General features: G+C 59.4%; 19 protein-coding genes. 1 reads left to right on the top strand and 18 read right to left on the bottom strand.

The features are described 5' to 3' along the window. Positions 1 to 45: 45 nt before the first annotated feature. The 18 genes from tilS to rpsB form a co-directional block, all read right to left on the bottom strand. On the bottom strand, positions 46 to 1,377 hold the full coding sequence (gene tilS / locus C1949_RS02890; RefSeq protein WP_104736980.1) for a tRNA lysidine(34) synthetase TilS: 1,332 nt from the start codon (positions 1,375 to 1,377) through the stop codon (positions 46 to 48). Next, a complete protein-coding gene (gene accA / locus C1949_RS02885; RefSeq protein WP_104736979.1) occupies positions 1,378 to 2,334 on the bottom strand; it encodes an acetyl-CoA carboxylase carboxyl transferase subunit alpha in 957 nt (318 codons plus the stop codon). Positions 2,335 to 2,432: 98 nt separating this feature from the next. Next, on the bottom strand, positions 2,433 to 5,966 hold the full coding sequence (gene dnaE, locus C1949_RS02880; protein WP_104736978.1) for a DNA polymerase III subunit alpha: 3,534 nt from the start codon (positions 5,964 to 5,966) through the stop codon (positions 2,433 to 2,435). Between the two features lie 104 nt (positions 5,967 to 6,070). Further along, a complete protein-coding gene (gene rnhB, locus C1949_RS02875) occupies positions 6,071 to 6,661 on the bottom strand; it encodes a ribonuclease HII (protein WP_104737197.1) in 591 nt (196 codons plus the stop codon). 11 nt (positions 6,662 to 6,672) lie between these two features. Then, on the bottom strand, positions 6,673 to 7,854 hold the full coding sequence (lpxB, locus tag C1949_RS02870; RefSeq protein ID WP_104736977.1) for a lipid-A-disaccharide synthase: 1,182 nt from the start codon (positions 7,852 to 7,854) through the stop codon (positions 6,673 to 6,675). A 1-nt stretch (position 7,855) separates the two neighbouring features. After that, positions 7,856 to 8,632, bottom strand: a complete 777-nt coding sequence (gene lpxA / locus C1949_RS02865) for an acyl-ACP--UDP-N-acetylglucosamine O-acyltransferase (RefSeq protein ID WP_104736976.1) — start codon at positions 8,630 to 8,632, stop codon at positions 7,856 to 7,858. Beyond that, complete coding sequence (fabZ, locus tag C1949_RS02860) at positions 8,629 to 9,066, bottom strand: 3-hydroxyacyl-ACP dehydratase FabZ (protein ID WP_104736975.1); 438 nt, start codon at positions 9,064 to 9,066, stop codon at positions 8,629 to 8,631. The genes lpxA and fabZ overlap by 4 nt, the downstream gene beginning before the upstream one ends. 48 nt (positions 9,067 to 9,114) lie before the next feature. Then, on the bottom strand, positions 9,115 to 10,176 hold the full coding sequence (lpxD, locus tag C1949_RS02855) for a UDP-3-O-(3-hydroxymyristoyl)glucosamine N-acyltransferase (RefSeq protein ID WP_104736974.1): 1,062 nt from the start codon (positions 10,174 to 10,176) through the stop codon (positions 9,115 to 9,117). After that, a complete protein-coding gene (locus tag C1949_RS02850; RefSeq protein ID WP_104736973.1) occupies positions 10,176 to 10,682 on the bottom strand; it encodes an OmpH/Skp family outer membrane protein in 507 nt (168 codons plus the stop codon). Before C1949_RS02850 ends, lpxD begins: the two co-directional genes overlap by 1 nt. Before the next feature lie 44 nt (positions 10,683 to 10,726). Then, positions 10,727 to 13,078, bottom strand: a complete 2,352-nt coding sequence (gene bamA, locus C1949_RS02845) for an outer membrane protein assembly factor BamA (protein WP_104736972.1) — start codon at positions 13,076 to 13,078, stop codon at positions 10,727 to 10,729. A 75-nt stretch (positions 13,079 to 13,153) separates the two neighbouring features. Continuing rightward, on the bottom strand, positions 13,154 to 14,515 hold the full coding sequence (gene rseP, locus C1949_RS02840) for an RIP metalloprotease RseP (RefSeq protein ID WP_104736971.1): 1,362 nt from the start codon (positions 14,513 to 14,515) through the stop codon (positions 13,154 to 13,156). Positions 14,516 to 14,551: 36 nt separating this feature from the next. After that, a complete protein-coding gene (gene ispC, locus C1949_RS02835; RefSeq protein ID WP_104736970.1) occupies positions 14,552 to 15,739 on the bottom strand; it encodes a 1-deoxy-D-xylulose-5-phosphate reductoisomerase in 1,188 nt (395 codons plus the stop codon). After that, positions 15,736 to 16,551: a phosphatidate cytidylyltransferase gene (locus C1949_RS02830; protein WP_104736969.1), complete on the bottom strand. Its 816-nt coding sequence runs from the start codon at positions 16,549 to 16,551 to the stop codon at positions 15,736 to 15,738. Before C1949_RS02830 ends, ispC begins: the two co-directional genes overlap by 4 nt. Continuing rightward, the gene (gene uppS / locus C1949_RS02825; RefSeq protein WP_104736968.1) at positions 16,551 to 17,303 is read right to left on the bottom strand and encodes a polyprenyl diphosphate synthase; all 753 of its coding nucleotides are present in this window, start codon (positions 17,301 to 17,303) and stop codon (positions 16,551 to 16,553) included. Before uppS ends, C1949_RS02830 begins: the two co-directional genes overlap by 1 nt. Before the next feature lie 23 nt (positions 17,304 to 17,326). Continuing rightward, positions 17,327 to 17,884: a ribosome recycling factor gene (frr, locus tag C1949_RS02820; RefSeq protein WP_104736967.1), complete on the bottom strand. Its 558-nt coding sequence runs from the start codon at positions 17,882 to 17,884 to the stop codon at positions 17,327 to 17,329. Positions 17,885 to 17,887: 3 nt separating this feature from the next. Beyond that, entirely contained in the window at positions 17,888 to 18,622 is a 735-nt protein-coding gene (gene pyrH, locus C1949_RS02815) for a UMP kinase (RefSeq protein WP_104736966.1), read from the bottom strand. Positions 18,623 to 18,808: 186 nt separating this feature from the next. Continuing rightward, entirely contained in the window at positions 18,809 to 19,678 is an 870-nt protein-coding gene (gene tsf, locus C1949_RS02810; RefSeq protein ID WP_104736965.1) for a translation elongation factor Ts, read from the bottom strand. Positions 19,679 to 19,816: 138 nt separating this feature from the next. Then, on the bottom strand, positions 19,817 to 20,554 hold the full coding sequence (gene rpsB / locus C1949_RS02805) for a 30S ribosomal protein S2 (protein WP_104736964.1): 738 nt from the start codon (positions 20,552 to 20,554) through the stop codon (positions 19,817 to 19,819). Positions 20,555 to 20,837: 283 nt separating this feature from the next. On the opposite strand from rpsB, the gene map reads away from it, so the two are divergent. Continuing rightward, positions 20,838 to 21,626, top strand: a complete 789-nt coding sequence (gene map / locus C1949_RS02800; RefSeq protein WP_104736963.1) for a type I methionyl aminopeptidase — start codon at positions 20,838 to 20,840, stop codon at positions 21,624 to 21,626. Positions 21,627 to 21,643 lie beyond the last annotated feature (17 nt).

Here is a 21,643-nt window from a genome sequence, read left to right as displayed (position 1 = left end):
TCTCGTCAAGATGGGAAGTCAGGATACCAGACAGGCCCCGCTTGCTCAATCCGAAACAGGCTTCCAACTGACCGTAAAACCACTCTGCATCCCGTCCACCAGAGCCTGCTCGGCATTCCAGCGCCCAGCCACCGAAACCAGCTCGCCGCCTGAGTATAGCAACGGCACCGAAGCCCGCAGCCAGGCGGGCACACGGGCCTGCTGGAGCAGCTGTTTAACCGACTGTGTCGGCCGCCCAGGCAGCTTTATCTGCTCGCCGCCCTGTCGGTAACGAACCTCCCAGCCAGCCAGCCCCGGAGCCCGCAACCCGCCTGTTGACGGCGCACAACAGAGCACACCATTCCCGGCCTGCAAGGACTGCTCAATCAGCGGGCACAGCGACTCCGGTATACCTCGTTGCGGCCAGCCGCCACTAACCAGCCAGAGACGATCTGACGAACGGTACAGGCGGCAATCCGCCAGCAGCAGCTCCGGCTGCGCATCGGCAGGGGCAACCAGCTGCTGCAACCATTGATCGAGGTGCCGCCGGTCAGGCATCAACACCCCGTGTTCACGCAACCAGTACCGCAGCACATTTCGCTGCCTGGCTGGCGACAGTGCCTGTAGTGGTGCCAGCAAAAGACCCGGCCATGACCGCAACCAGGGATCCTGCTCGGTGACGGCAGTAGCACGCAGGTCAGAGAGCGCCAGCTCATCCAGCAACTCGCCGGCTTCACGGGCATGATCCGCCAGCCGCAGCAGGCTTTGATCAATCTGCGGCCAGCCGTCTCGCAGACGTGGCAGCAACTGATGACGCAACGCGGTGCGGGCGAAGCGCGCATCCTGATTGGCCGGATCATCAATCCAGCTCACCCCCTGCCGCTGCGCCCAGCTGACCAGCGCTGCACGCGACGCATCCAGCAATGGCCGAGACAACCAACCGCGCCCCAGTTGTCGCCGACGCGGCATGCCAGCCAGGCCACGCACGCCCGTACCCCGCAGCAACCGAAACAGCAGGGTTTCCAGCTGGTCATCGGCGTGATGCGCCAGCAACAGCTCGGCGCCGTCTGGCAACACCTCGGCAAAGGCTGCGTAGCGCGCGTCGCGGGCGGCCTGTTCGATACTAGCACTCTGCCCCACTCGCACCCGGACCACCGTCAGCGGCACACCGCGGGCGTCGCAGGCACGCTGACAATGCGCCGCCCAGGCGTCAGCCTCGGGGTGCAGTCCGTGATGAACATGAATCGCGTGCAACGGGGGGAGATCAAAGGATTGGCGAGCCTGGACCAGCAGCTCAAGCAGAACCATGGAGTCCAGACCACCGGACAGCCCCAGCCACCAGGCCGGGGCGCCCATACAGGGGCTGAGCTGCTCGCGCAGCCCCTGCGGTGTCAGCATTTACTGGATACCGAAGGACATCAGCCGCTGGTAGCGGGTTTCCAGCAGTTGCTCGGGGGTGCGCTCGTCGAGCTTGGCCAGTTGCTCCACCAGTTGCTGCTTGAGGCGCTCGGCTGTTTCCTGAGGCGAGCGCTGCGCGCCACCCAGCGGCTCGGGAATCAGGGTATCAACCAGACCCAGTTCCTTCAGGCGTTCGGCGGTGATGCCCATGGCAGCCGCCGCGTCAGCGGCCTTCTCGGCGCTCTTCCAGAGGATGGAAGCACAGCCCTCAGGCGAGATCACCGAATAGGTCGAGTACTGCAGCATCATCAGATGATCGCAGACACCAATGGCCAGTGCACCACCGGAGCCACCCTCACCAATAACGGTGGCGATGATCGGCGTTTTCAGACGCGACATAACCTGCAGGTTCCAGGCAATCGCTTCGCTCTGGCCACGCTCTTCGGCATCGATGCCCGGGTACGCGCCGGGGGTGTCGATAAAGGTCAGGATCGGCATCTTGAAGCGCTCGGCCATTTCCATCAGGCGGCAGGCCTTGCGGTAACCCTCCGGCTTGGGCATGCCGAAGTTGCGGCGTACCTTTTCCTTCACGTCACGGCCCTTCTGGTGGCCGATGATCATCACCGGGCGGCCGTCCAGACGCGCAATACCGCCCACAATGGCCGCATCATCGGCAAAATGGCGATCACCGTGCAGTTCTTCAAAATCGGTGAAGATGTGACGGATATAATCCAGCGTGTACGGACGCTGCGGGTGACGCGACATCTGGGCGACCTGCCAGCTGCTCAGGTTGCCGAAAATGCTCTCGGTCAGGGACTTGCTCTTCTCCTGCAGCCGAGTGATTTCTTCGGTGATGTTCAGCGCGTTGTCACTGCCGACCAGACGCAGCTCTTCGATCTTGGCCTGCAGGTCCGCAATTGGCTGTTCAAACTCCAAGTATTTCTGGCTGTTGCTCATAGGCATCCATCATCCGCTTGCGCCCGAACCGGGCATCCAAAAGTTTCGCAAATAACCTTACGGGATTGCCGGGCGCCCGTCGAGCACCCGGCTTTGCGCTATCTATAGTGCAGAGAGACGCTGTCTTTGCCCAACTGGTCACGCAGGCTTTGCAGCAGATCGTCTGCCGGCTCCACGTGCCACTCGTCACCGAGGCGCAGCAGCGCTGCCGCATCGGCTCGCTGATACTCAATGGTGACCGGGCAACCGCCGCGATACTGCTGCAGCAGCCCTGCCATTCGGCTCAGCGCGGCGGCGTCGTGACGAGTGCCATTGAGGTTCACCCGCACGCTATCGAGCAGCCCGGTACGCGCCTCCTCCAGGCTCATAACGCGCTTGGCACGCACCCGCATGCCGCCGGAGAAGTCATCGACCGCGACCTCCCCTTCGACCACCAGCATGGCGTCCTTCTGCAGCAACGCCTGCGCCGCATTGTAGGCCTCGGAAAACAGCGACACCTCGATCCGCGCCGAGCGGTCATCCAGGGTGACAAAGCCCACCTTGTCGCCGCGCTTGTTTTTCATTACCCGCAGGTCAAACACCAGACCAGCGATGGTTTGACTATCACGGGAAGGCTTAAGGTCGAGGATGCGCTGGCGGGCAAAGCGACGAATCTCGCGCTCATACTCATCAATCGGGTGACCGGTGAGGTACAGACCGAGGGTTTCCTTTTCGCCGCGCAGGCGTTCCTTGAACGTCCACTCGCGCACCTTGCGATAGGGCTCGTAGACATCGCGCTCGGTCGAGGGTCCAAGCAGATCGCCAAACAAGTCATCATGACCGCTGTCGGCACTGCGTGCGGTCTGCTCGGCAGAGGCGATTGCCTCTTCCATGGCGCTCATCAGGGCAGCGCGATTACGATCAATCTGCTTCTGATAGGCCTGAACTTCCTCGGCAAAGAACGGACCCAGGCGATCCAGCGCACCGCTGCGAATCAGCGCTTCCATGACCCGCTTGTTGATCCGCTTGAGGTCTACCCGGGCACAGAAGTCGAACAGGTCATTGAACGGGCCACCAGCTATGCGGGTTTCAACGATGGTCTCCACCGGGCCTTCACCCACGCCCTTGATCGCGCCAAGACCATAAACCACATCACCGGCATCATCGACGGTGAACTTGAATTCCGAAACGTTGACGTCCGGTGCCTTGATCCGCAGCTTCATGCTGCGGCATTCCTCGATCAGCGTCACCACCTTGTCGGTGTTGTGCATATCTGCCGAGAGGACCGCTGCCATGAACGGCGCCGGGTAATGGGCCTTCAGCCAGGCGGTCTGGTAAGACACCAAGCCGTAGGCCGCCGAGTGCGACTTGTTGAAGCCGTAACCGGCGAACTTTTCTACCAGATCGAAAATGTTACCAGCCAGATCGGCATCAATGCCGTTGTTGGCGCAGCCCTCGATAAAGCCACCGCGCTGCTTGGCCATTTCTTCCGGCTTCTTCTTACCCATTGCGCGGCGCAGCATGTCCGCGCCACCCAGGGTATAGCCCGCCATGACCTGGGCAATCTGCATCACCTGCTCCTGATACAGGATGATGCCGTAGGTCGGCTTGAGCACCGGTTCCAGGCCGGCGTACTGGTAGTTCGGGTGCGGGTAGGAAACCTCCTCGCGCCCGTGCTTGCGGTTGATGAAGTCGTCCACCATGCCTGACTGCAGCGGGCCCGGGCGGAACAGCGCCACCAGCGCGATCATGTCTTCCAGGCAGTCGGGCTTGAGCTTCTTGATCAGCTCCTTCATGCCGCGCGATTCAAGCTGGAAAACCGCGGTGGTTTCCGCCTTCTGCAACATGCTGTAGGTCGGCGCGTCATCCAGCGGGATCAGGTCAATGTTGACCAGCTCCTCGTCAGTTGCACCCTCTTCGCGCTGTTTTCGATGGATGGTCTCCATCGCCCACTTGATAATGGTCAGGGTCCGCAGACCAAGGAAGTCGAACTTCACCAGCCCCGCCGCTTCGACGTCGTCCTTGTCAAACTGGGTAACCAGACCGCCACCGGATTCGTCGCAATACAGCGGCGCAAAGTCGGTCAGCTTGGTCGGCGCGATTACCACCCCCCCGGCGTGCTTGCCGACGTTACGGGTAATCCCTTCCAGCTTGAGCGCCATGTCCCAGATCTCCTGGGCTTCCTCGTCATTGGCGAGGAAATCACGCAGAATCTCTTCCTGTTCATATGCCTTGGTCAGCGTCATGCCAACCTCGAACGGAATCATCTTCGACAGCTTGTCGGCCAGGCCGTAGGATTTGCCCTGCACCCGCGCCACGTCGCGCACCACCGCCTTCGCCGCCATGGTACCGAAGGTGATGATCTGCGATACCGCGTTACGACCATAGGCATCGGCCACGTAATCAATCACCCGGTCACGCCCTTCCATGCAGAAGTCGACGTCGAAGTCGGGCATGGAAATACGTTCCGGGTTGAGGAAGCGTTCGAACAGCAGGTCGTAGGCCAGCGGATCGAGATCGGTAATCAGCAGCGAATAGGCAACCAGCGAGCCCGCCCCGGAACCCCGGCCCGGCCCTACCGGCACGCCGTTACCCTTGGCCCACTTGATAAAGTCCATCACGATCAGGAAGTAGCCGGGAAAGCCCATCTGATTGATGATGTCGAGTTCGAAGTTGAGACGGTCGATATAGACCTGGCGCTTGGTCTCATAGTCCGGTGTGTCAGGCGGCAGAATCACCTTCAGGCGCTCTTCCAGCCCCTCAAAGGACACCTTCTTGAAGTATTCCTCGATGGTCAGACCATCCGGAATGGGAAACTCCGGCAGGAAGTAGGTACCCAGCTGGACATCGATATTGCAGCGCTTGGCAATCTCAACACTGTTTTCCAGCGCCTCGGGGATATCGGCGAACAGCTCGGCCATCTCCTCCGACGTTTTCAGGTACTGCTCCTCGCTGTACTGGCGCACTCGGCGCGGATCGTCCAACGCCCTGCCCTCACCAATGCAGACACGGGTCTCGTGGGCCTCAAAATCAGCGCGCTTGAGAAAGCGGACGTCGTTGGTCGCCACCACTGGGCAGCCAGTACGGGCAGCCAGTGCAACGGCGGCGTGCACGTGCTCCTCGTCGTTGACGCGGCTGGTGCGCTGTAGTTCGAGATAGAAGCGATCGGGGAAAACCCCCATCCAATAGGCCAGCAGCTCATCGGCACGCTCGGGGCTGGAAGACAGCAACGCGATACCGATCTCCCCTTCCTTGGCTGCCGACAGGGCAATGACGCCCTCGCTGGCCTCGGCAATCCACTCGCGACGCACTGTCACGACACCATTACGCTGGCCCTCGGTGTAGCCGCGCGAGACCAGCTCGGTGAGGTTGCGATAGCCCTTGGGGTTCATCGCCAGCAGGCTGATACGGGTCAGCACGCTGTCGTCTTCGGCATCGGTCAACCACAGATCAACGCCGGAAATCGGCTTGATGCCGCCGCCCATCGCGGCCCTGTAGAACTTGACCAGACTGCACATGTTGCTCTGGTCAGTAATCGCTACCGCCGGCATGCCCGCCTCGGTAACAGCCTTGATCAGGGGTTTAACCTTGACCAGTCCGTCGACCAAAGAGTACTCACTGTGGACACGCAGGTGAACAAAGGAAAATGACATGGAGATCCTGTTTCAGATGGCGAAGCGTCAGGCAGAGAATTGTAGCGACGGGGAGCAGCTGCGGCCAGTCGCAGCATACAGAACGATGTGACCGCTGCAGCCTGTTACTGTTCCAGCGCCCTGCGTACCGGCGCAAAGGAACGACGATGAATGGGGGTCGCGCCAAGCTCACGTAGCGCGGCGAGATGGATTGGCGTCGGATACCCTTTGTGACCGGCTATGCCGTACCCGGGATATTGCTTGTCGAGCTCTTGCATCTCACGATCACGCGCGACCTTGGCCAGAATCGACGCCGCCGCAATCGCCGGCACCCGGCTATCCCCCTTGATCACCGGTTCACTGCGCATCGGCAACGCCGGACAGCGGTTGCCGTCCACCAGCACCAGGTCGGGGCGAATCTGCAGACCCGCCACTGCGCGCTGCATCGCCAACATGGTGGCGTGCAAAATATTCAGCCGATCGATTTCTTCCACCTCGGCGCGGGCGATGCACCAGGCCAGCGCCCGTTCCTGAATCAGCGGGAACAACGCTTCTCGTCGCGCTTCGGTCAACTTCTTGGAGTCATTGAGCCCTTCGATCGGGCGCGCCGGATCCAGGATGACTGCGGCGGTAACCACCGCGCCGCAGAGCGGACCGCGCCCTACCTCATCAACCCCGGCGACCAACTCCTCGCCTGCTGGCAACGACCAGTCCATGCTGAGCTGACTCACAGACGTCCGCGCTCGTCCATCAGATCGGCAACCGCATCAGCCGCGCACTGATCGGCGTCACGACGCAGCATCTGGTGCAACTCCATAAAGATCTGTTCGGTTTCGGCGCGCTCTGCGGTCGGCAGCAAGCGGGCCAGCAGCGCCTCGCCCATAGCCTCGGGCGTCGCCGCATCCTGCAGAAATTCGGGCGCCACCTCGCGCCCGGCCAGCAGATTCGGCAGCGACACATGCCCCACTTTGACCAGCCGCTTGAGAATACGGAAGGTCAACCCCGCCATACGATAGGCCACCACCATCGGACGCTTGAACAGCATGGCTTCCAGCGTGGCGGTGCCCGAGGCGATCAATACCGCATCACAGGCAGCCAGCACCTCGTGAGCCTGACCGTCGAACAGGGTCAGCGGCAGCTCAAGTCCGCTTTCAGTCAAAATCGCGTCCATCTGCTGACGGCGTTCCGGGCTGGCACAGGGCATGATGAACTGCAGGTCAGGCTGGCGTTCAAGGCACCAGGCTGCAGTCTCAAGGAACAACCGCCCCAGCTTGCGCAGCTCGCCATTGCGACTGCCCGGCAGCAGCGCAACCACACGTCCTTCTGTCGGCAGGCCAAGCGTCTCCCGAGCACCGGCACGGTCCGGCTCCAGCGGAATACGATCAGCCAGCGTGTGGCCGACGCAGCGCACCGCAACGCCGTGCCGGCGGTACACGTCCTCTTCAAAAGGAAACAGCGTCAGCATCAGGTCGGTTGATTGAGCGATACCCAGAACCCGCTTCTCACGCCACGCCCATACCGACGGACTGACGTAGTGCACAGTCGGAATCCCCACATCGCGCAGGCGCTGCTCAACGCCAAGAGCAAAATCCGGCGCATCGATACCGATGAACACATCCGGCTGTTGCTGCTTGAGATAATCCACCAGCTCGCGGCGAATACGCAGCAGTTCGCGCAGACGCCCAAGCACCTCGATCAGGCCCATGACCGACAGACGCTCCATCGGAACGCGCGTCTGCATGCCTTCAGCCAGCATGCGCGGACCGCCAATACCGATAAAGCGTGCGTTAGGGAAGCGTTGCTTGAGCGCGGCGATCAGACCCGCACCAAGCGTATCACCTGACGCCTCACCGGCGACCAGCGCGATACACAGGGGTTTGTCCGAACGAACCGAGGCGATACCAGCCATATCAGCGGGTGATGCCGCGGGTCGACTCAGTGACGGAGGTGCAGAACAATGACACTTCCGGGAACTGCTCAGCCGCTTCGGCAAGTTGCGCCATGGCCTCACTGGTGGTCAGGCCCTGACGATAGACCACCTTGTAGGCGCGGCGCAGCGCGCTGATCAGTTCGGCGGAATAGCCGCGACGACGCATGCCTTCGAAGTTCATGCCGTGAGCGCTGGCGGGATTGCCCCCCACCATGACAAACGCAGGAATATCCTTGAACACCGCGGTATTGGCGGCGCTCATGGCAAAGGAGCCAATACGACAGAACTGATGCACCGTCGTGTAGCCTCCCAAAATAGCGCCATCACCCACATGCACATGACCGGCGATAGTCGCGTTGTTGGCCATGATGATGTTATCGCCCACCACGCAGTCGTGCGCAACGTGAACATACGCCATCAGCAGGTTGTTGCTGCCGATACGGGTGATGCCCTGGTCCTGCACGGTGCCGCGATGCAGGGTGCAGCCTTCGCGGATGATGTTGTTGTCACCAATCACCAGACGGGTAGGCTCACCCTTGTACTTCTTGTCCTGACACTCCTCGCCCACCGACGCAAACTGGAAGATCCGGTTCCCGCGTCCGATGGTCGTCGGCCCCTTGATAACCACATGGGAAGCCACCTCAGTACCGGCGCCGATTTCGACGTCAGCACCGATATAACTCCAGGGACCTACCTCGACGTCATCGGCCAGCCGCGCGGCCGGATCAACAATCGCCAGAGGGTGAATACGACTCATATCTTGCGTTCCGCACAAATAATTTCAGCTGAACAGGCTTCTTTACCGTCAACGGTAGCACGGCAGGCAAACTTCCAGATGCCACGTCGGTCACTCACATAACTGGCCTCCAGTTGCAACTGGTCACCGGGCACTACTGGCTGGCGGAAGCGCAGCTTGTCGGAGCCCACAAAGTAATAGAGCGTGCCATCGGCTGGCTTGACGCCCATCATCTTGAAACCGAGCAGACCAGCCGCCTGAGCCATCGCTTCGATGATCAGCACACCCGGCATGATTGGGTGCTGCGGAAAGTGACCGTTAAAAAAAGGTTCGTTAACCGAGACATTCTTGTAAGCGCGAATACGCTTGTTCTCAAGATCCAGCTCCTGAACCCGGTCCACCAACAGGAAGGGGTAACGGTGGGGCAGGTATTCTTTGATTTCGTTAATATCCATGTATAGCTGGCCTTGCTGAAAAGGATAAAAGCACCCGTGGGGCGCTGCTCAGGCGTTTGATGAGTCTGAAGCCTGCTGAGTCACCTGCTCGAGCTGTTTCTCGAGCTGCTGGAGGCGCTTGGCCATACCGTCGAGTTGACGGATACGTGCTGCGCTCTTCTTCCATTCGCCAGCTGGCTGCATCGCGGTACCGGAGGAATAGGCACCGGGCTCGGTGATGGACCGCGTGACCATGGTCATGCCACTGACAAAGACATTATCACAGACCTCGATATGACCAACCATGCCGACGCCACCGGCGATCATGCAGTGTCGACCGATTTTGGTACTGCCGGAAATACCGACACAGGCCGCCATTGCCGTGTGATCACCAATCTGCACGTTATGCGCAATCTGGATCTGGTTATCGAGTTTGACGCCGTTGCCGATCAGGGTGTCGGCCAGCGCGCCGCGGTCGATAGTGGTATTGGCACCGATTTCGACATCATCACCAATACGAACCCCGCCAATCTGGGCAATCTTCTGCCACTGTCCACCGTGGTTGGCGAATCCGAACCCCTCGGAGCCAAGAACCGCACCCGACTGGATGACCACTCGCTCGCCAATGTGAACGTCGTGATACAGCGTCACCCGCGGCGCCAGCCAGCCGCCCGCACCGATACTGGAACGAGCGCCGACATAGCATTGAGGGCTCAGGGTTACACCGGCGCCGATGATGGCACCGTCCTCAATGACCACGCCCGCGCCGATACTGGCACTGGGGTCTACTTTAGCGCTCTCCGCCACCACAGCAGTCGGATGGATACCGGGCAAGGCCTTCGGCTTGCGATCAAACCGATGCGACAGACGCGCGTAGGTCAGATACGGGTCAGCCACCACCAATGCGTTGCCAGCGAACCCTTCGGCATCGCGCTCGGTCAACAGCACCGCGCTGGCGCGCGACTCAGCCAGATACTTGCGATATTGCGCATTGGCGAGAAACGCAAGCTCACCAGGACCAGCGTCCTGCAGCGTTGCCAGGCCGCTGATTTCAATTTTCGGGTCCCCAATAAGCTGCGCGCCGAGCTCTTCAGCCAGGCGCGCAAGGGACAAAGACAGATTGTTGGCCATCAGCGCGTGCTATTCAGACGCTCGATAACCTGACGGGTGATATCAAATTGAGGCTTCACCTCAATCACACCGCCACGGTCCAGGACCAGATCATAACCACCGGCAGACAGCACACCTTCAACAGCGGCATCCAGACGGGGGCGCAACGTTTCCAGCATCTGGCGATCAGACTGGGCTTTGGCTTCGTTCAACTCACGGGATTGAAGCTGATATTCACGCGCTTTCTGGCGGAATTCCAGCTCCAGCTTTTCGCGTTCGCTCTGTTCCATCTGCTCACCATCGCGCTGCAAACGCTCCTGCAGTCGCTTGGCTTCGGCTTCCAGGTTCTTCACACGCTGCAGCTGCGAGCCGAACTGTTTTTCGGCGTCAACCGAGTACGCCTTGGCCGCGTCAGATTCCAGCAGGGCCATTTGATAATCCAGAACGGCGATCTTCATCTCCGCGGAAGCCTGGAAACTGGCCAGGGCCAGCAGGGACATTACCGCTACACGCGTAAACTTACCCACTCTAAAACTCCTGATTTCTATACCACGTTGTTATTGGTCTGACGTCAGAACGTCTGGCCGAGAGTGAACTGGAAGACCTGAGCGTCATCAGCCGAATCCGCATTCAACGGCATCGCCAGACTGAAACCCAACGGGCCAAGTGCAGTGAGCCAGGACAGACCTACACCCACACTGTAACGCAGCTCACCGAGGTCGACATCGCCACAGCCGGGATTGTTGTCGCCTTCAACCGTCTTGGTCCGTGTGCACTGGGTATCGTATATGTTACCTACGTCGAAAAACAGGGCCGTACGCAACGAACGCTGATCCTTGACGAACGGAGCGGGGAAAATGACCTCCGCACCACCAGTCAGCTTGATGTTACCGCCGAAGGGCAGTGAATCCTGATCCGGGTCATTCGCATTCGGGGTACTCTTCGGACCCAGCGTGCTGTCTTCAAAGCCGCGAACAGAACCGATACCACCGGCGTAGTAATGCTCATAGAACGGCATGCGGTCGGTACCGCCAAATCCGCGACCGAACCCCAGATCCGTGTGCAGACGCAGGGTCAGATCTTCGGTCATCGGGAAGAAGCGCTGACCACGGTAGTCCATGGTGTAAAACTGCAGGTCACTGCCCGGCACGGTTACGTGCCAGCTCAGGCTCTGAGAATGCCCGCGATCAGGGAATACACCGCGGTTCAGGGTGCTCTGGGACCAGGATGCATCGAAGAACAGGTTGGTGAAGTTATCACCCTCGGAGTCGAGGAAGCCGAGAATCTCCTGCACCGTGTAGATACCGCTCTTGATCTTGTCGTGCTGGGCACTCATGCCGAATGAAAGGCGTGAAGTGTCGCTGATCGGGTAGCCGAAGTTGAAGCCGGCGCCGTAGGAGTCAACCGCATAGCTGGTTACGTCGACATCCAGCTCATCGTAGTCAGTCGTACGATAAAACGCGTTATAACCAAAGCTCATGCCATCCACGGTGAAATAGGGATCCATGAAGCCGAACGACAGCGAGGTCTGATAATCCGAACGGTTGGCACCGATACTGACGCGGTTACCGGTACCGAAGAAGTTGTTCTGACTGATCGAGCCGCCGAGGATAATACCGGAGCTCTGGGAGAAACCGAGACTGGCCGTCACCGAGCCTGACGGCTGCTCTTCGACGCTGTAGTTCACATCAATCAGGTCGTCGGTGCCCGGCACCGGAACCGTCTCAACGTTGACTTCCTTGAAGAAGCCCAGACGCTCGAGACGAGTTTTGGACTGGTCAATCAGATAGGTCGACGCCCAGCCACCTTCCATCTGCCGCATCTCACGACGCAGCACCTGGTCTTCAGTCTTGGTGTTGCCACGGAAGTTGATACGGTTGACATAGGCACGCTTGCCCGGATCAACGTAGAAGGTAACAGCAACCGTCTTGTCTTCTTCGTTGATTTCCGGAATGCCGTTAACGCTGGCAAAGGTGTAACCCTCATTACCCAAACGACGGCTGATCAGATCGGAAGTCGAGGTCATCACCTGACGGGAGAAGATCTGACCCGGCTCGATCAGCATCAGGCGTTTGATTTCGTCTTCGCTGACCACGAGGTCACCCGACAGACGCACGTCGCTGATGCTGTAGCGCTCACCCTCGGTGATGTTGACGGTGATGTAGACGTTTTTCTTGTCCGGGGTGATGGACACCTGGGTTGAGGCCACATTCATGTTGATGTAGCCACGGTCCAGATAGTAGGAACGCAGACGCTCCAGGTCACCCGACAGTTTTTCACGAGAATACTTGTCGTCGTTGCGCAGGAACGAGAACCAGCCAGAGGTCTTCAGCTCGAACAGATCAACCAGGTCTTCGGTCGGGAAGACCGTGTTACCAACCACGTTGATGTGGGAGATAGCGGCGATAGAGCCCTCGTCGATGACGATCTTCAGCGCCACCCGGTTACGCGGCTCAGGGATAACTTGCGCTTCGATATCAGCCGAGTAACGCCCCTGCGATACGTACTGGCGGAGCAGCTCGTTGCGCACCCCTTCCAGAGTGGCACGCTGAAAAATTTCACCCTCGGCCAGACCTGCGGCGCTCAGCCCCTTGAGCAGGTCTTCACTCTTGATCGCCTTGTTGCCCTCCAGCTCGATGGAGGAAATCGACGGACGCTCAACCAGATTGATCACCAGTACATCGCCATCGCGGCCGAGCTGGATATCCTGGAAGAAACCGGTGCGGAACAGGGAGCGTGTCGCCTCAACCAGTTCCGGGTCATCCACTTCGTCACCAATATTCAGCGGCAACGCACTGAATACGCTGCCGGCGGACACCCGCTGCAAACCGTTGACGCGAATATCGGAAATCTGGAAGGCAGCGGCGTAAGCCCCCTGCGCCATGAGCATCGAAAAAAGCGCGGGCAATAGGTAACGTTTCATGAAATCCGTTCTGATTCAGCTGATTGAATTCTTATCTGCCATCAATGGCAGGTCGTGTTCAGGCAGTGCTCTTGGTCAGCCGCCCAGGCGGCTTATATCGTTATAAATGGCAAACAGCATGACTCCGACGATCAGGCTCAGGCCGATCTGCAGCCCCCAAGTCTGAATTCGCTCGGAGAGAGGCTTCCCCCTGATCCACTCGGCCACGTAGTACACCAGGTGACCGCCATCCAGAACCGGTATAGGGAGAAGGTTCAAAACCCCCAGACTGATACTCAAGTACGCGATAAAACTGAGAAAACTCTCTAGCCCCGACTTGGCAGAGGCGCCCGCCACTTTAGCAATGGTTATCGGGCCACTCAAGTTTTTTGCCGAGACCAGGCCTGTGAGCATTTTCCAGAGCGAATCCAGCGTCAACGCTGTCATCTCCCAGGTTTTCTGCATGGCGACCGGTACCGCGACCACCGGGTTGTAGCTTATTTGCCGCTGCATGTTCGGTGGCAACTCGACCGGCTCCGCCCCCGCACCAACGTACCCCACGACCACGTCGCCGGAGGCCTTGGGACGGGGCGTCAGCGCGATATCAACGACGCTGCCGTTGCGTTCAACCTGCAATTGCAGGCGCTGTTGCGCGCTAGCCTGAATGGCCGGAACGACATCAATCAACCAGTCCGATACCGGCTTACCATCAATCGAGATAATCAAGTCTCCGGCCTGCAGTCCCGCTTCTGCGGCTGCGCCGTCCGCTGCCACTTGCCCGATACGCGGCGGAATCTGCGGCTGCCAGCCAGTCAGGCCAAGCGCCTCCATGGGGTCCGGCGCTTCTTCGCCCTTGAGCCAGTTATCCAGACGCAACCGATAAGACTGCTCTGCCCCACCGGCAAACGGCTTGGCAACCAGTTCAATACTGCCGCTTTCGCCGAGGCGACGAATCAACTGCAGGTTAATGTCATGCCAACTGCGGATCGCGCTGCCATCAACCGACGTAATCTCCAGCCCTTCATGCAGACCGGCCTGCGCCGCAGGCGTACCTGCCGGAACTGGCCCAAGCACCGGCGCAACGGTACTGATACCGACCACCGCCACCAGCCAGAAGGCGAGAATAGCGAGCAGAAAATTGGCGATCGGACCTGCGGCAACTACGGCAATGCGCTGCTTAACACTTTTGCGGTTGAACGCCTGGTCCAGCTCGTGTTCGGCAACCGGAGCTTCGCGCTCATCAAGCATCTTGACGTAGCCGCCCAGCGGGATAGCGGCAATGGCGTACTCGGTACCGCGACGATCATGCCAGCGCAGCAGCGCCGGACCGAAACCGATGGAGAAACGCAGCACCTTGATGCCGCAGCGACGCGCCACCCAGAAGTGGCCATATTCGTGAATGGTGACCAGCAGACCGAGCGCAACCACGGTAGCCAACAACGTAGACAGCAGTTCCATTCAGAACCTCACAGGGCCGCAGAGCCGCCCGTTAACTTACTTTCCGTTTGCCTCTACCCACGTTGAGGCGTGCTCGCGTGCGCTCTGATCAGCCTGAAGAATATGCTCCAGATCACGCACCGACTCACTGGGCAAGCGGTTCAATGTGTTTTCGATGATAACAGGGATATCTACAAAGCCAACGCGCCCGGCAAGAAATGCCTGGACCGCAACCTCATTGGCCGCGTTGAGCAAGGCACAACTGGTCCCCCCGGCCTCCGCAGCCTCCCGAGCCAGACGCAAACAGGGAAAACGCTCAGGGTCCGGCGCCTGGAAGTCGAGTCGGGCGGTAAGCAGCAGGTCAAGTGCGCTGACACCGGAGTCGATGCGCTCCGGCCATGCCAACGCATGCGCAATTGGCGTGCGCATATCAGGGTTGCCGAGCTGGGCGAGGACCGATCCGTCGACATAATCCACCAACGAGTGGACTACGCTCTGCGGATGCACCACCACTTCCACCTGCTCCGGTCGCGCATCGAACAGCCAACAGGCCTCGATCAACTCAAGCCCCTTGTTCATCATGCTGGCCGAATCAACAGAGATTTTCTGCCCCATTGACCAGTTCGGATGCGCGCAGGCTTGCGCCGGGGTCACCTGAAGCAGCTGCTCGTGAGTAAAGTTGCGGAAAGGGCCGCCCGAGGCGGTAAGAAGAATGCGGCGAACTCCGGTCTGGCTCAGCCCATCCGCGAAGTGGCTGGGCATACACTGAAAGATGGCATTGTGCTCACTGTCGATCGGCAGCAGCTGCGCGCCGGAGTCCTGCACCGCGCGCATGAACAAGGCACCAGACATCACCAGGGCTTCCTTGTTGGCCAGCAGCACGCGCTTGCCCGCTTCAACCGCCGCCAACGTTGGGCGCAGGCCGGCAGCGCCGACGATAGCAGCCATGACCACATCAACCTCGACATCGGCGGCAACCTGCGCCAATGCGGCCTCGCCAAACAGCACTTCGGTAGCCAGTCCCTCGGCAGCCAACTCAGCCTGCAGCACATCGGCCTGGACCTCATCGGCTACGACCGCATACCGGGGGCAATGCTGACGACACTGCGCCGCCAGCACACTCATTCGACTGTATCCGGTCAGCGCGAAGACCTGATAACGCTCCGAATGACGGGATACGACATCAAGCGTACTGACGCCAATGGACCCCGTCGCACCCAGAACAGTAATTTGCTGTCGGGTCACGCCAGACGGCTCCCGAGCACCAGCCAGACCCCAACATACAGCGGAATCGCAGCAGTCAGGCTGTCGATACGATCCAGCACCCCACCATGACCCGGCAGCAGGTTACTGCTGTCCTTCAGCCCGGCTTCACGCTTGAACAGACTCTCGGTCAGATCACCAACCACAGAGATCAGCACCACCAGGGCGGCACCCGCAAGACCAAGAACAATGGATTGCAAACCCCAGCCCAGATACAGCATCGCAGCCAGCGCCAACGACAGGCTCAACAGCATACCGCCGAGCAACCCCTCGCGGGTCTTGCCCGGACTGACAGCGGGCAGCAGTTTGTTGCGACCAAAGGCCTTGCCAGCAAAATAGGCGCCGATATCAGCACCAAATACCAGCACAGCGAGCCCCAGCAGCATCCACAAGCCATGCTCCTGAGCCCGCAACCAGACCACCCCTGCCCAGGCTGGCAGCAGGATCAGTAGACCAAACAACTGTCGCAGGAAACTGCCACGCCACAATCCGCTGCCGTTCGGGTAGCGCAAAATCATAACCGTCGCCATGCACCACCAAACCAGCGCCGGTGCAACAAAGAAGATGATGGCAGGCGCATCGCGATACAGCCCAACCATGAACAGGCCGAGGGTAGCCGCATAGACGACCCGGCCGCCTTGACGACTTTCGCCGCACAGTCGCATCCACTCCCAGGCAGCCAACATCACCACCGCGCCGATAAACGCCGCAAACCAAGCACCCTGCAAGCCGACAAAGCCTGAAACGGCAATCACCGCCAGAATGACACCTGTAATTACCCGTTGCTTCAGCATCAGGACTCCGCCGCAATTTGCTCGCTGGTTTTGCCGAATCGGCGTTGACGACCCGCGAAGTCATGCATCGCATCGCGCAGGGCTGCCTGCTTGAAGTCGGGCCAGTAAAGGTCGGAGAAATACAGCTCGGCGTATGCCAGCTGCCACAACAGGAAGTTGCTGATGCGCTTTTCGCCCCCGGTACGAATACACAGATCCGGCAGCGGCAGGCCCGAAGTGCTCAGGCGCTGCTCAATAGCCTGCTCGTCAATGGAGCCCGGCATGCGCTCGCCACGCGCCACATCCTCAGCCAGACTTCGGGCCGCCTGCGCCATATCCCACTGCCCACCATAATTGGCGGCCACAACAAGGGTCAGACGGGAGCAATGCGCCGTCTGCTGCTCAGCGTCGGCCATTGCCTGCTGAATGTCGCGAGAGAAGCGACTGCGATCACCAATGATACGCAAGCGCACGCCGTTCTCGCCCAGCTTGCGAACTTCACGGCGCAGCGCGCCGAGAAACAGCTCCATCAGCGCACCGACCTCTTCCTCGGGGCGCTGCCAGTTTTCACTGGAGAAAGCGAACAGCGTCAGTACTTCGACCCCGTCTTCGACGCAGACCTCGATCATCGCCTTGACGGCATCGACACCCGCCTTATGCCCGGCGACACCGGGCATAAGGCGCTTGCGAGCCCAGCGATTGTTGCCATCCATGATGATAGCAATATGACGGGGAACCACGGCCGGGCTTCCAGCAGGATTTTTTTTGTTCATGGGGAAGCAGGTCACCAATGGCCTCAGATGGCCATCAGGTCCTTTTCTTTCACTTCCAGCGCCTTGTCGATTTCGGCGATGAACTTGTCAGTCAGCTTCTGCACGTCGTCCGCCGCGCGGCGCTCTTCGTCTTCGCTGATTTCCTTCTCTTTCTGCAGATCCTTCAGCTGGCTCAGGGCGTCACGACGGATGTTACGCACCGCTACGCGGCCACCCTCGGCTTCTGCCCGAGCCTGCTTGGTATACCCCTTGCGGGTTTCCTCGGTCAGCGCCGGCATGGGCACCCGAATAGTGGTGCCGGAGGTAGCCGGGTTAAGACCCAGATCCGACGTCATGATGGCCTTCTCGACGGCCTGAATCATGCCCTTGTCGAATACGCTCAGCGCCAGCGTACGCGAGTCTTCAACGATAACGTTGGCGACCTGACGCAGCGGCGTATCAGAACCGTAATAAGACACCATGACGCTGTCCAGCAGAGCCGGGTGAGCGCGACCGGTACGAATCTTGGCGAACGCATGTTCCAGCGCTTCGACGGACTTCTTCATGCGCTCCTGCGCGTCTTGCTTGATTTCGTTGATCATTACTCAACCCTCAATCAGTGTTCCTTCGGCGCTGCCAACAACTGCATTGAGCAACGCGCCTGGTTTGTTCATGTTAAACACCCGCAGGGGCATATTGTGGTCACGGATCAGGCAGATTGCCGTCAAGTCCATAACTTCAAGCTTGAGATCCAGCACCTGGTCATAGCTGAGCTTGTCGAAACGCTCGGCGTTCGGATCTTTCATCGGATCGGCGTTATACACGCCATCTACCTTGGTCGCCTTGAGCACCAGATCGGCATCGACCTCGATACCGCGCAGACAGGCTGCCGTATCGGTAGTGAAGAAGGGGTTACCCGTGCCGGCGGAGAATATTACCACGTCACCACCAGCGAGGTAGCGCATTGCCTTGCGACGATCATAATGCTCGGTCACGCCTTCCATGGTGATGGCTGACATCACACGCGTCTGGATATTGGAGCGCTCAAGCGAGTCGCGCATCGCCAGCGCATTCATTACCGTCGCCAGCATGCCCATATGGTCACCGGTAACACGATCCATACCAGCAGCGCTGAGCGCCGAGCCACGGAACAGGTTGCCACCACCAATAACCAGGCCAACCTGAACACCAATCCCGATCAGCTGACCGATTTCCAGCGCCATCCGATCCAGCACCTTGGGATCGATACCGAAATCCTCGGTTCCCATCAGCGCTTCACCGCTGAGCTTGAGAAGAATGCGCTTGTACTTGGGTTGGCGGCTACTGGGCACCTGGGCCATGTCTGAATCTCCTGGACTGGAAGGGAGAAATACTCAACGAGTTTCACCCAGACCACGCGGGCGCAAACTTGTTCAGTATTTCTTGAAAAAGAGGCTTCACGCCTGCGCGGGAAGCCTCTCGGATCAACCTTGTCGCCCCCACCGAACAGCAGGGACGGTGCACCGGTCAGCGTGCACTATAGCGTATTACTGCTTGGCAGCAGCCAACTGGGCAGCAACTTCGGCAGCAAAGTCGGTTTCGGCACGCTCGATGCCCTCACCCACTTCGAAGCGCACGAAGGAAACCACTTCAGCACCGGCTTTCTTGGCCAGCTCGCCAACCTTGACGTCCGGATCCTTGACGAAAGGCTGCTCAACCAGGCTACCTTCGGAAACGAACTTGTTGATACGACCTTTGATCATGTTCTCAACAATGTTTTCCGGCTTGCCGGCGATCTTGTCAGCATTCAGAGCCAGGAAGATTTCCTTCTCTTTGGCAATCGCTTCTTCAGACACCTGAGAGGCATCCAGGAACTGCGGATTGCTGGCAGCAACGTGCATGGCGATATCACGGGCCAGCTCTTCGCTACCACCGTTCAGGGTAACGACAACACCAATGCGGTGACCGTGCAGGTAAGCACCAACTACATCACCTTCAACGCGGGTCAGGCGACGGATGTTGACGTTCTCGCCCGTCTTGGCAACCAGCGCCTCACGCGCAGCTTCCTGATCAGCGATCAGCGGTGCCGCGTCGGTGTAACCAGCTTCAACAGCCTTTTCCAGACTGGCAGCAACGAATGCCTTGAAGTCGTCCTGAAGAGCCAGGAAGTCGGTCTGAGAGTTGACTTCGATGATGACCGCGGACTTGTTGTCAGCCGCGACCTTGACAGCGATGGAGCCTTCAGCGGCGATGTTGCCGGCTTTCTTGGCTGCCTTAATGGCGCCGGAAGCACGCATGTCGTCGATGGCCTTTTCGATATCACCTTCAGCGGCAACCAGTGCCTTCTTGCACTCCATCATGCCCTGACCGGTGCGCTCGCGCAGTTCTTTGACCAGTGCTGCAGTAACTTCTGCCATGGATTCTTCCTCACATAACTGGATTAGTTCCTGCTTCCGATAATCAGCAGGAAGCAACAAATCATCTTGCGGTAAACACATTGCAAAAAGGGGGCATCGCCCCCTTTTTGCTACGGCAACAAATCAGCCGTATGCACCTTAGCCTTCAGAGGCTTCCGGAGCAGCTTCTTCTACGAACTCGTCAGCAGCACCAGCGTTGCCTTTGCCGCGCATTACTGCGTCAGCCATGGCGGCAGCGTACAGCTTGATGGCGCGGATGGCGTCGTCGTTACCGGGGATAACGAAATCAACACCGTCCGGGCTGCTGTTGGTATCAACGATGCCAATAACCGGGATACCCAGCTTGTTGGCTTCGGTGATCGCGATGCGCTCGTGCTCGACGTCGATAACGAACAGAGCATCAGGCAGACCGCCCATATCCTTGATACCACCCAGGCTACGATCCAGTTTTTCCAGATCGCGCGAACGCATCAGCGCTTCTTTCTTGGTCAGCTTGGCGAAGGTGCCGTCCTGAGACTGAGTCTCCAGGTCACGCAGACGCTTGATGGACTGACGGATGGTTTTGTAGTTGGTCAGCATGCCGCCGAGCCAGCGGTGATCAACATAGGGCTGACCAGCACGGCTCGCTTCATCAGCAACAATCTTGCTGGCAGCGCGCTTGGTGCCAACGAACAGGATCTTGTTCTTGCCGGCAGCCAGTTTTTCCACAAAGCTCAGGGCTTCGTGGAACATCGGCATGGTCTTTTCCAGGTTGATAATGTGAATCTTGTTACGAGCGCCGAAAATGTATTTGCCCATTTTCGGGTTCCAGTAACGGGTCTGGTGGCCGAAGTGCGCACCGGCCTTCAGCATGTCACGCATAGAAACTTGGGTCATGATAACTCCAGTAAGTCGGGTTGGGCCTCCACGCATCCCAGCATCCAACCCCGAAGGGCACCCAGGACACCGTGTCGATACGTGTGCGGTTTTTAAGGTAAATGCCGAGCGAATCTGACGACTCTTTTCTCAGCGGGGCGCTTTATACCATATCGCCAGATGCGAATAAAGCACTGCCGGGTGGCAGGCGACACACGGCCCGCTCAACAGCGCCGCGCAGGTCTGATAGAATCCCGTGTTTGTCCACTGGCGCCAGCCGGCGCCCAATCAAGAGAATCCAGCCATGACCGTTACCATCAAGACCGCCGAAGACATTGCCGGCATGCGGGTTGCCGGCCGCCTCGCGGCCGAGGTTCTGGAAATGATCGGTGAGTACGTCAAGCCAGGTGTCACCACCGACGAACTCAATACCCTCTGCCACGACTACATCGTCAACATCCAGAACGCCATTCCGGCCCCGCTCAACTACGGCGGCGCACCCGGTCGCATGCCCTTCCCCAAGTCCATCTGCACCTCCATCAATCACGTGGTCTGCCACGGCATCCCGAACGACAAGCCGCTAAAGAATGGCGACGCGCTGAATATTGACGTCACTGTGATCAAGGACGGCTACCACGGCGATACCAGCAAGATGTTCATGGTTGGCGAGGTAGCCGAGTGGGTCGAACGCCTGAGCCGCGTCACCCAGGAGTGCATGTATAAAGGCATCGAAGTAGTACGCCCTGGCGCCCGCCTCGGCGACATTGGCGCAGTCATTCAGGAGCATGCCCACGCCAACCGCTACAGCGTGGTACGCGAGTACTGCGGTCACGGTATCGGCAAGGTGTTCCACGAGGAGCCGCAGATTCTGCACTACGGCCGCGCTGGCACCGGCATGGAATTGCAAGAAGGCATGACCTTTACCATTGAACCGATGATCAACCAGGGCCGCCCGGAAACCCGCCTGCTGGGCGACAACTGGACAGCGATCACCAAGGATCGCAAGCTCTCTGCACAGTGGGAACATACCATTCTCGTCACGGCCGACGGTTACGAAGTGCTGACCCTGCGTAGCGACGAAACCTTCCGCTAACCGGCGACTGATTCGCT

Source organism: Halopseudomonas oceani (genome assembly GCF_002903165.1).
Classification (GTDB): domain Bacteria; phylum Pseudomonadota; class Gammaproteobacteria; order Pseudomonadales; family Pseudomonadaceae; genus Halopseudomonas; species Halopseudomonas oceani.
This window is presented reverse-complemented; position numbering and strand designations above follow the sequence as displayed.

What these genes read in the sequence shown, in the direction of transcription:
- lpxB (WP_104736977.1), bottom strand. Translation starts at nt 7,854, where the DNA reads ATGGCTGGTATCGCCTCGGTTCGTTCGGACAAACCCCTGTGTATCGCG.
- pyrH (WP_104736966.1), bottom strand. Translation starts at nt 18,622, where the DNA reads ATGGCCCAGGTGCCCAGTAGCCGCCAACCCAAGTACAAGCGCATTCTT.
- map (WP_104736963.1), top strand. Translation starts at nt 20,838, where the DNA reads ATGACCGTTACCATCAAGACCGCCGAAGACATTGCCGGCATGCGGGTT.
- accA (WP_104736979.1), bottom strand. Translation starts at nt 2,334, where the DNA reads ATGAGCAACAGCCAGAAATACTTGGAGTTTGAACAGCCAATTGCGGAC.
- tsf (WP_104736965.1), bottom strand. Translation starts at nt 19,678, where the DNA reads ATGGCAGAAGTTACTGCAGCACTGGTCAAAGAACTGCGCGAGCGCACC.
- tilS (WP_104736980.1), bottom strand. Translation starts at nt 1,377, where the DNA reads ATGCTGACACCGCAGGGGCTGCGCGAGCAGCTCAGCCCCTGTATGGGC.
- frr (WP_104736967.1), bottom strand. Translation starts at nt 17,884, where the DNA reads ATGATCAACGAAATCAAGCAAGACGCGCAGGAGCGCATGAAGAAGTCC.
- rnhB (WP_104737197.1), bottom strand. Translation starts at nt 6,661, where the DNA reads ATGGACTGGTCGTTGCCAGCAGGCGAGGAGTTGGTCGCCGGGGTTGAT.
- C1949_RS02830 (WP_104736969.1), bottom strand. Translation starts at nt 16,551, where the DNA reads ATGCTGAAGCAACGGGTAATTACAGGTGTCATTCTGGCGGTGATTGCC.
- rpsB (WP_104736964.1), bottom strand. Translation starts at nt 20,554, where the DNA reads ATGACCCAAGTTTCTATGCGTGACATGCTGAAGGCCGGTGCGCACTTC.
- lpxA (WP_104736976.1), bottom strand. Translation starts at nt 8,632, where the DNA reads ATGAGTCGTATTCACCCTCTGGCGATTGTTGATCCGGCCGCGCGGCTG.
- uppS (WP_104736968.1), bottom strand. Translation starts at nt 17,303, where the DNA reads ATGAACAAAAAAAATCCTGCTGGAAGCCCGGCCGTGGTTCCCCGTCAT.
- bamA (WP_104736972.1), bottom strand. Translation starts at nt 13,078, where the DNA reads ATGAAACGTTACCTATTGCCCGCGCTTTTTTCGATGCTCATGGCGCAG.
- fabZ (WP_104736975.1), bottom strand. Translation starts at nt 9,066, where the DNA reads ATGGATATTAACGAAATCAAAGAATACCTGCCCCACCGTTACCCCTTC.
- lpxD (WP_104736974.1), bottom strand. Translation starts at nt 10,176, where the DNA reads ATGGCCAACAATCTGTCTTTGTCCCTTGCGCGCCTGGCTGAAGAGCTC.
- rseP (WP_104736971.1), bottom strand. Translation starts at nt 14,515, where the DNA reads ATGGAACTGCTGTCTACGTTGTTGGCTACCGTGGTTGCGCTCGGTCTG.
- dnaE (WP_104736978.1), bottom strand. Translation starts at nt 5,966, where the DNA reads ATGTCATTTTCCTTTGTTCACCTGCGTGTCCACAGTGAGTACTCTTTG.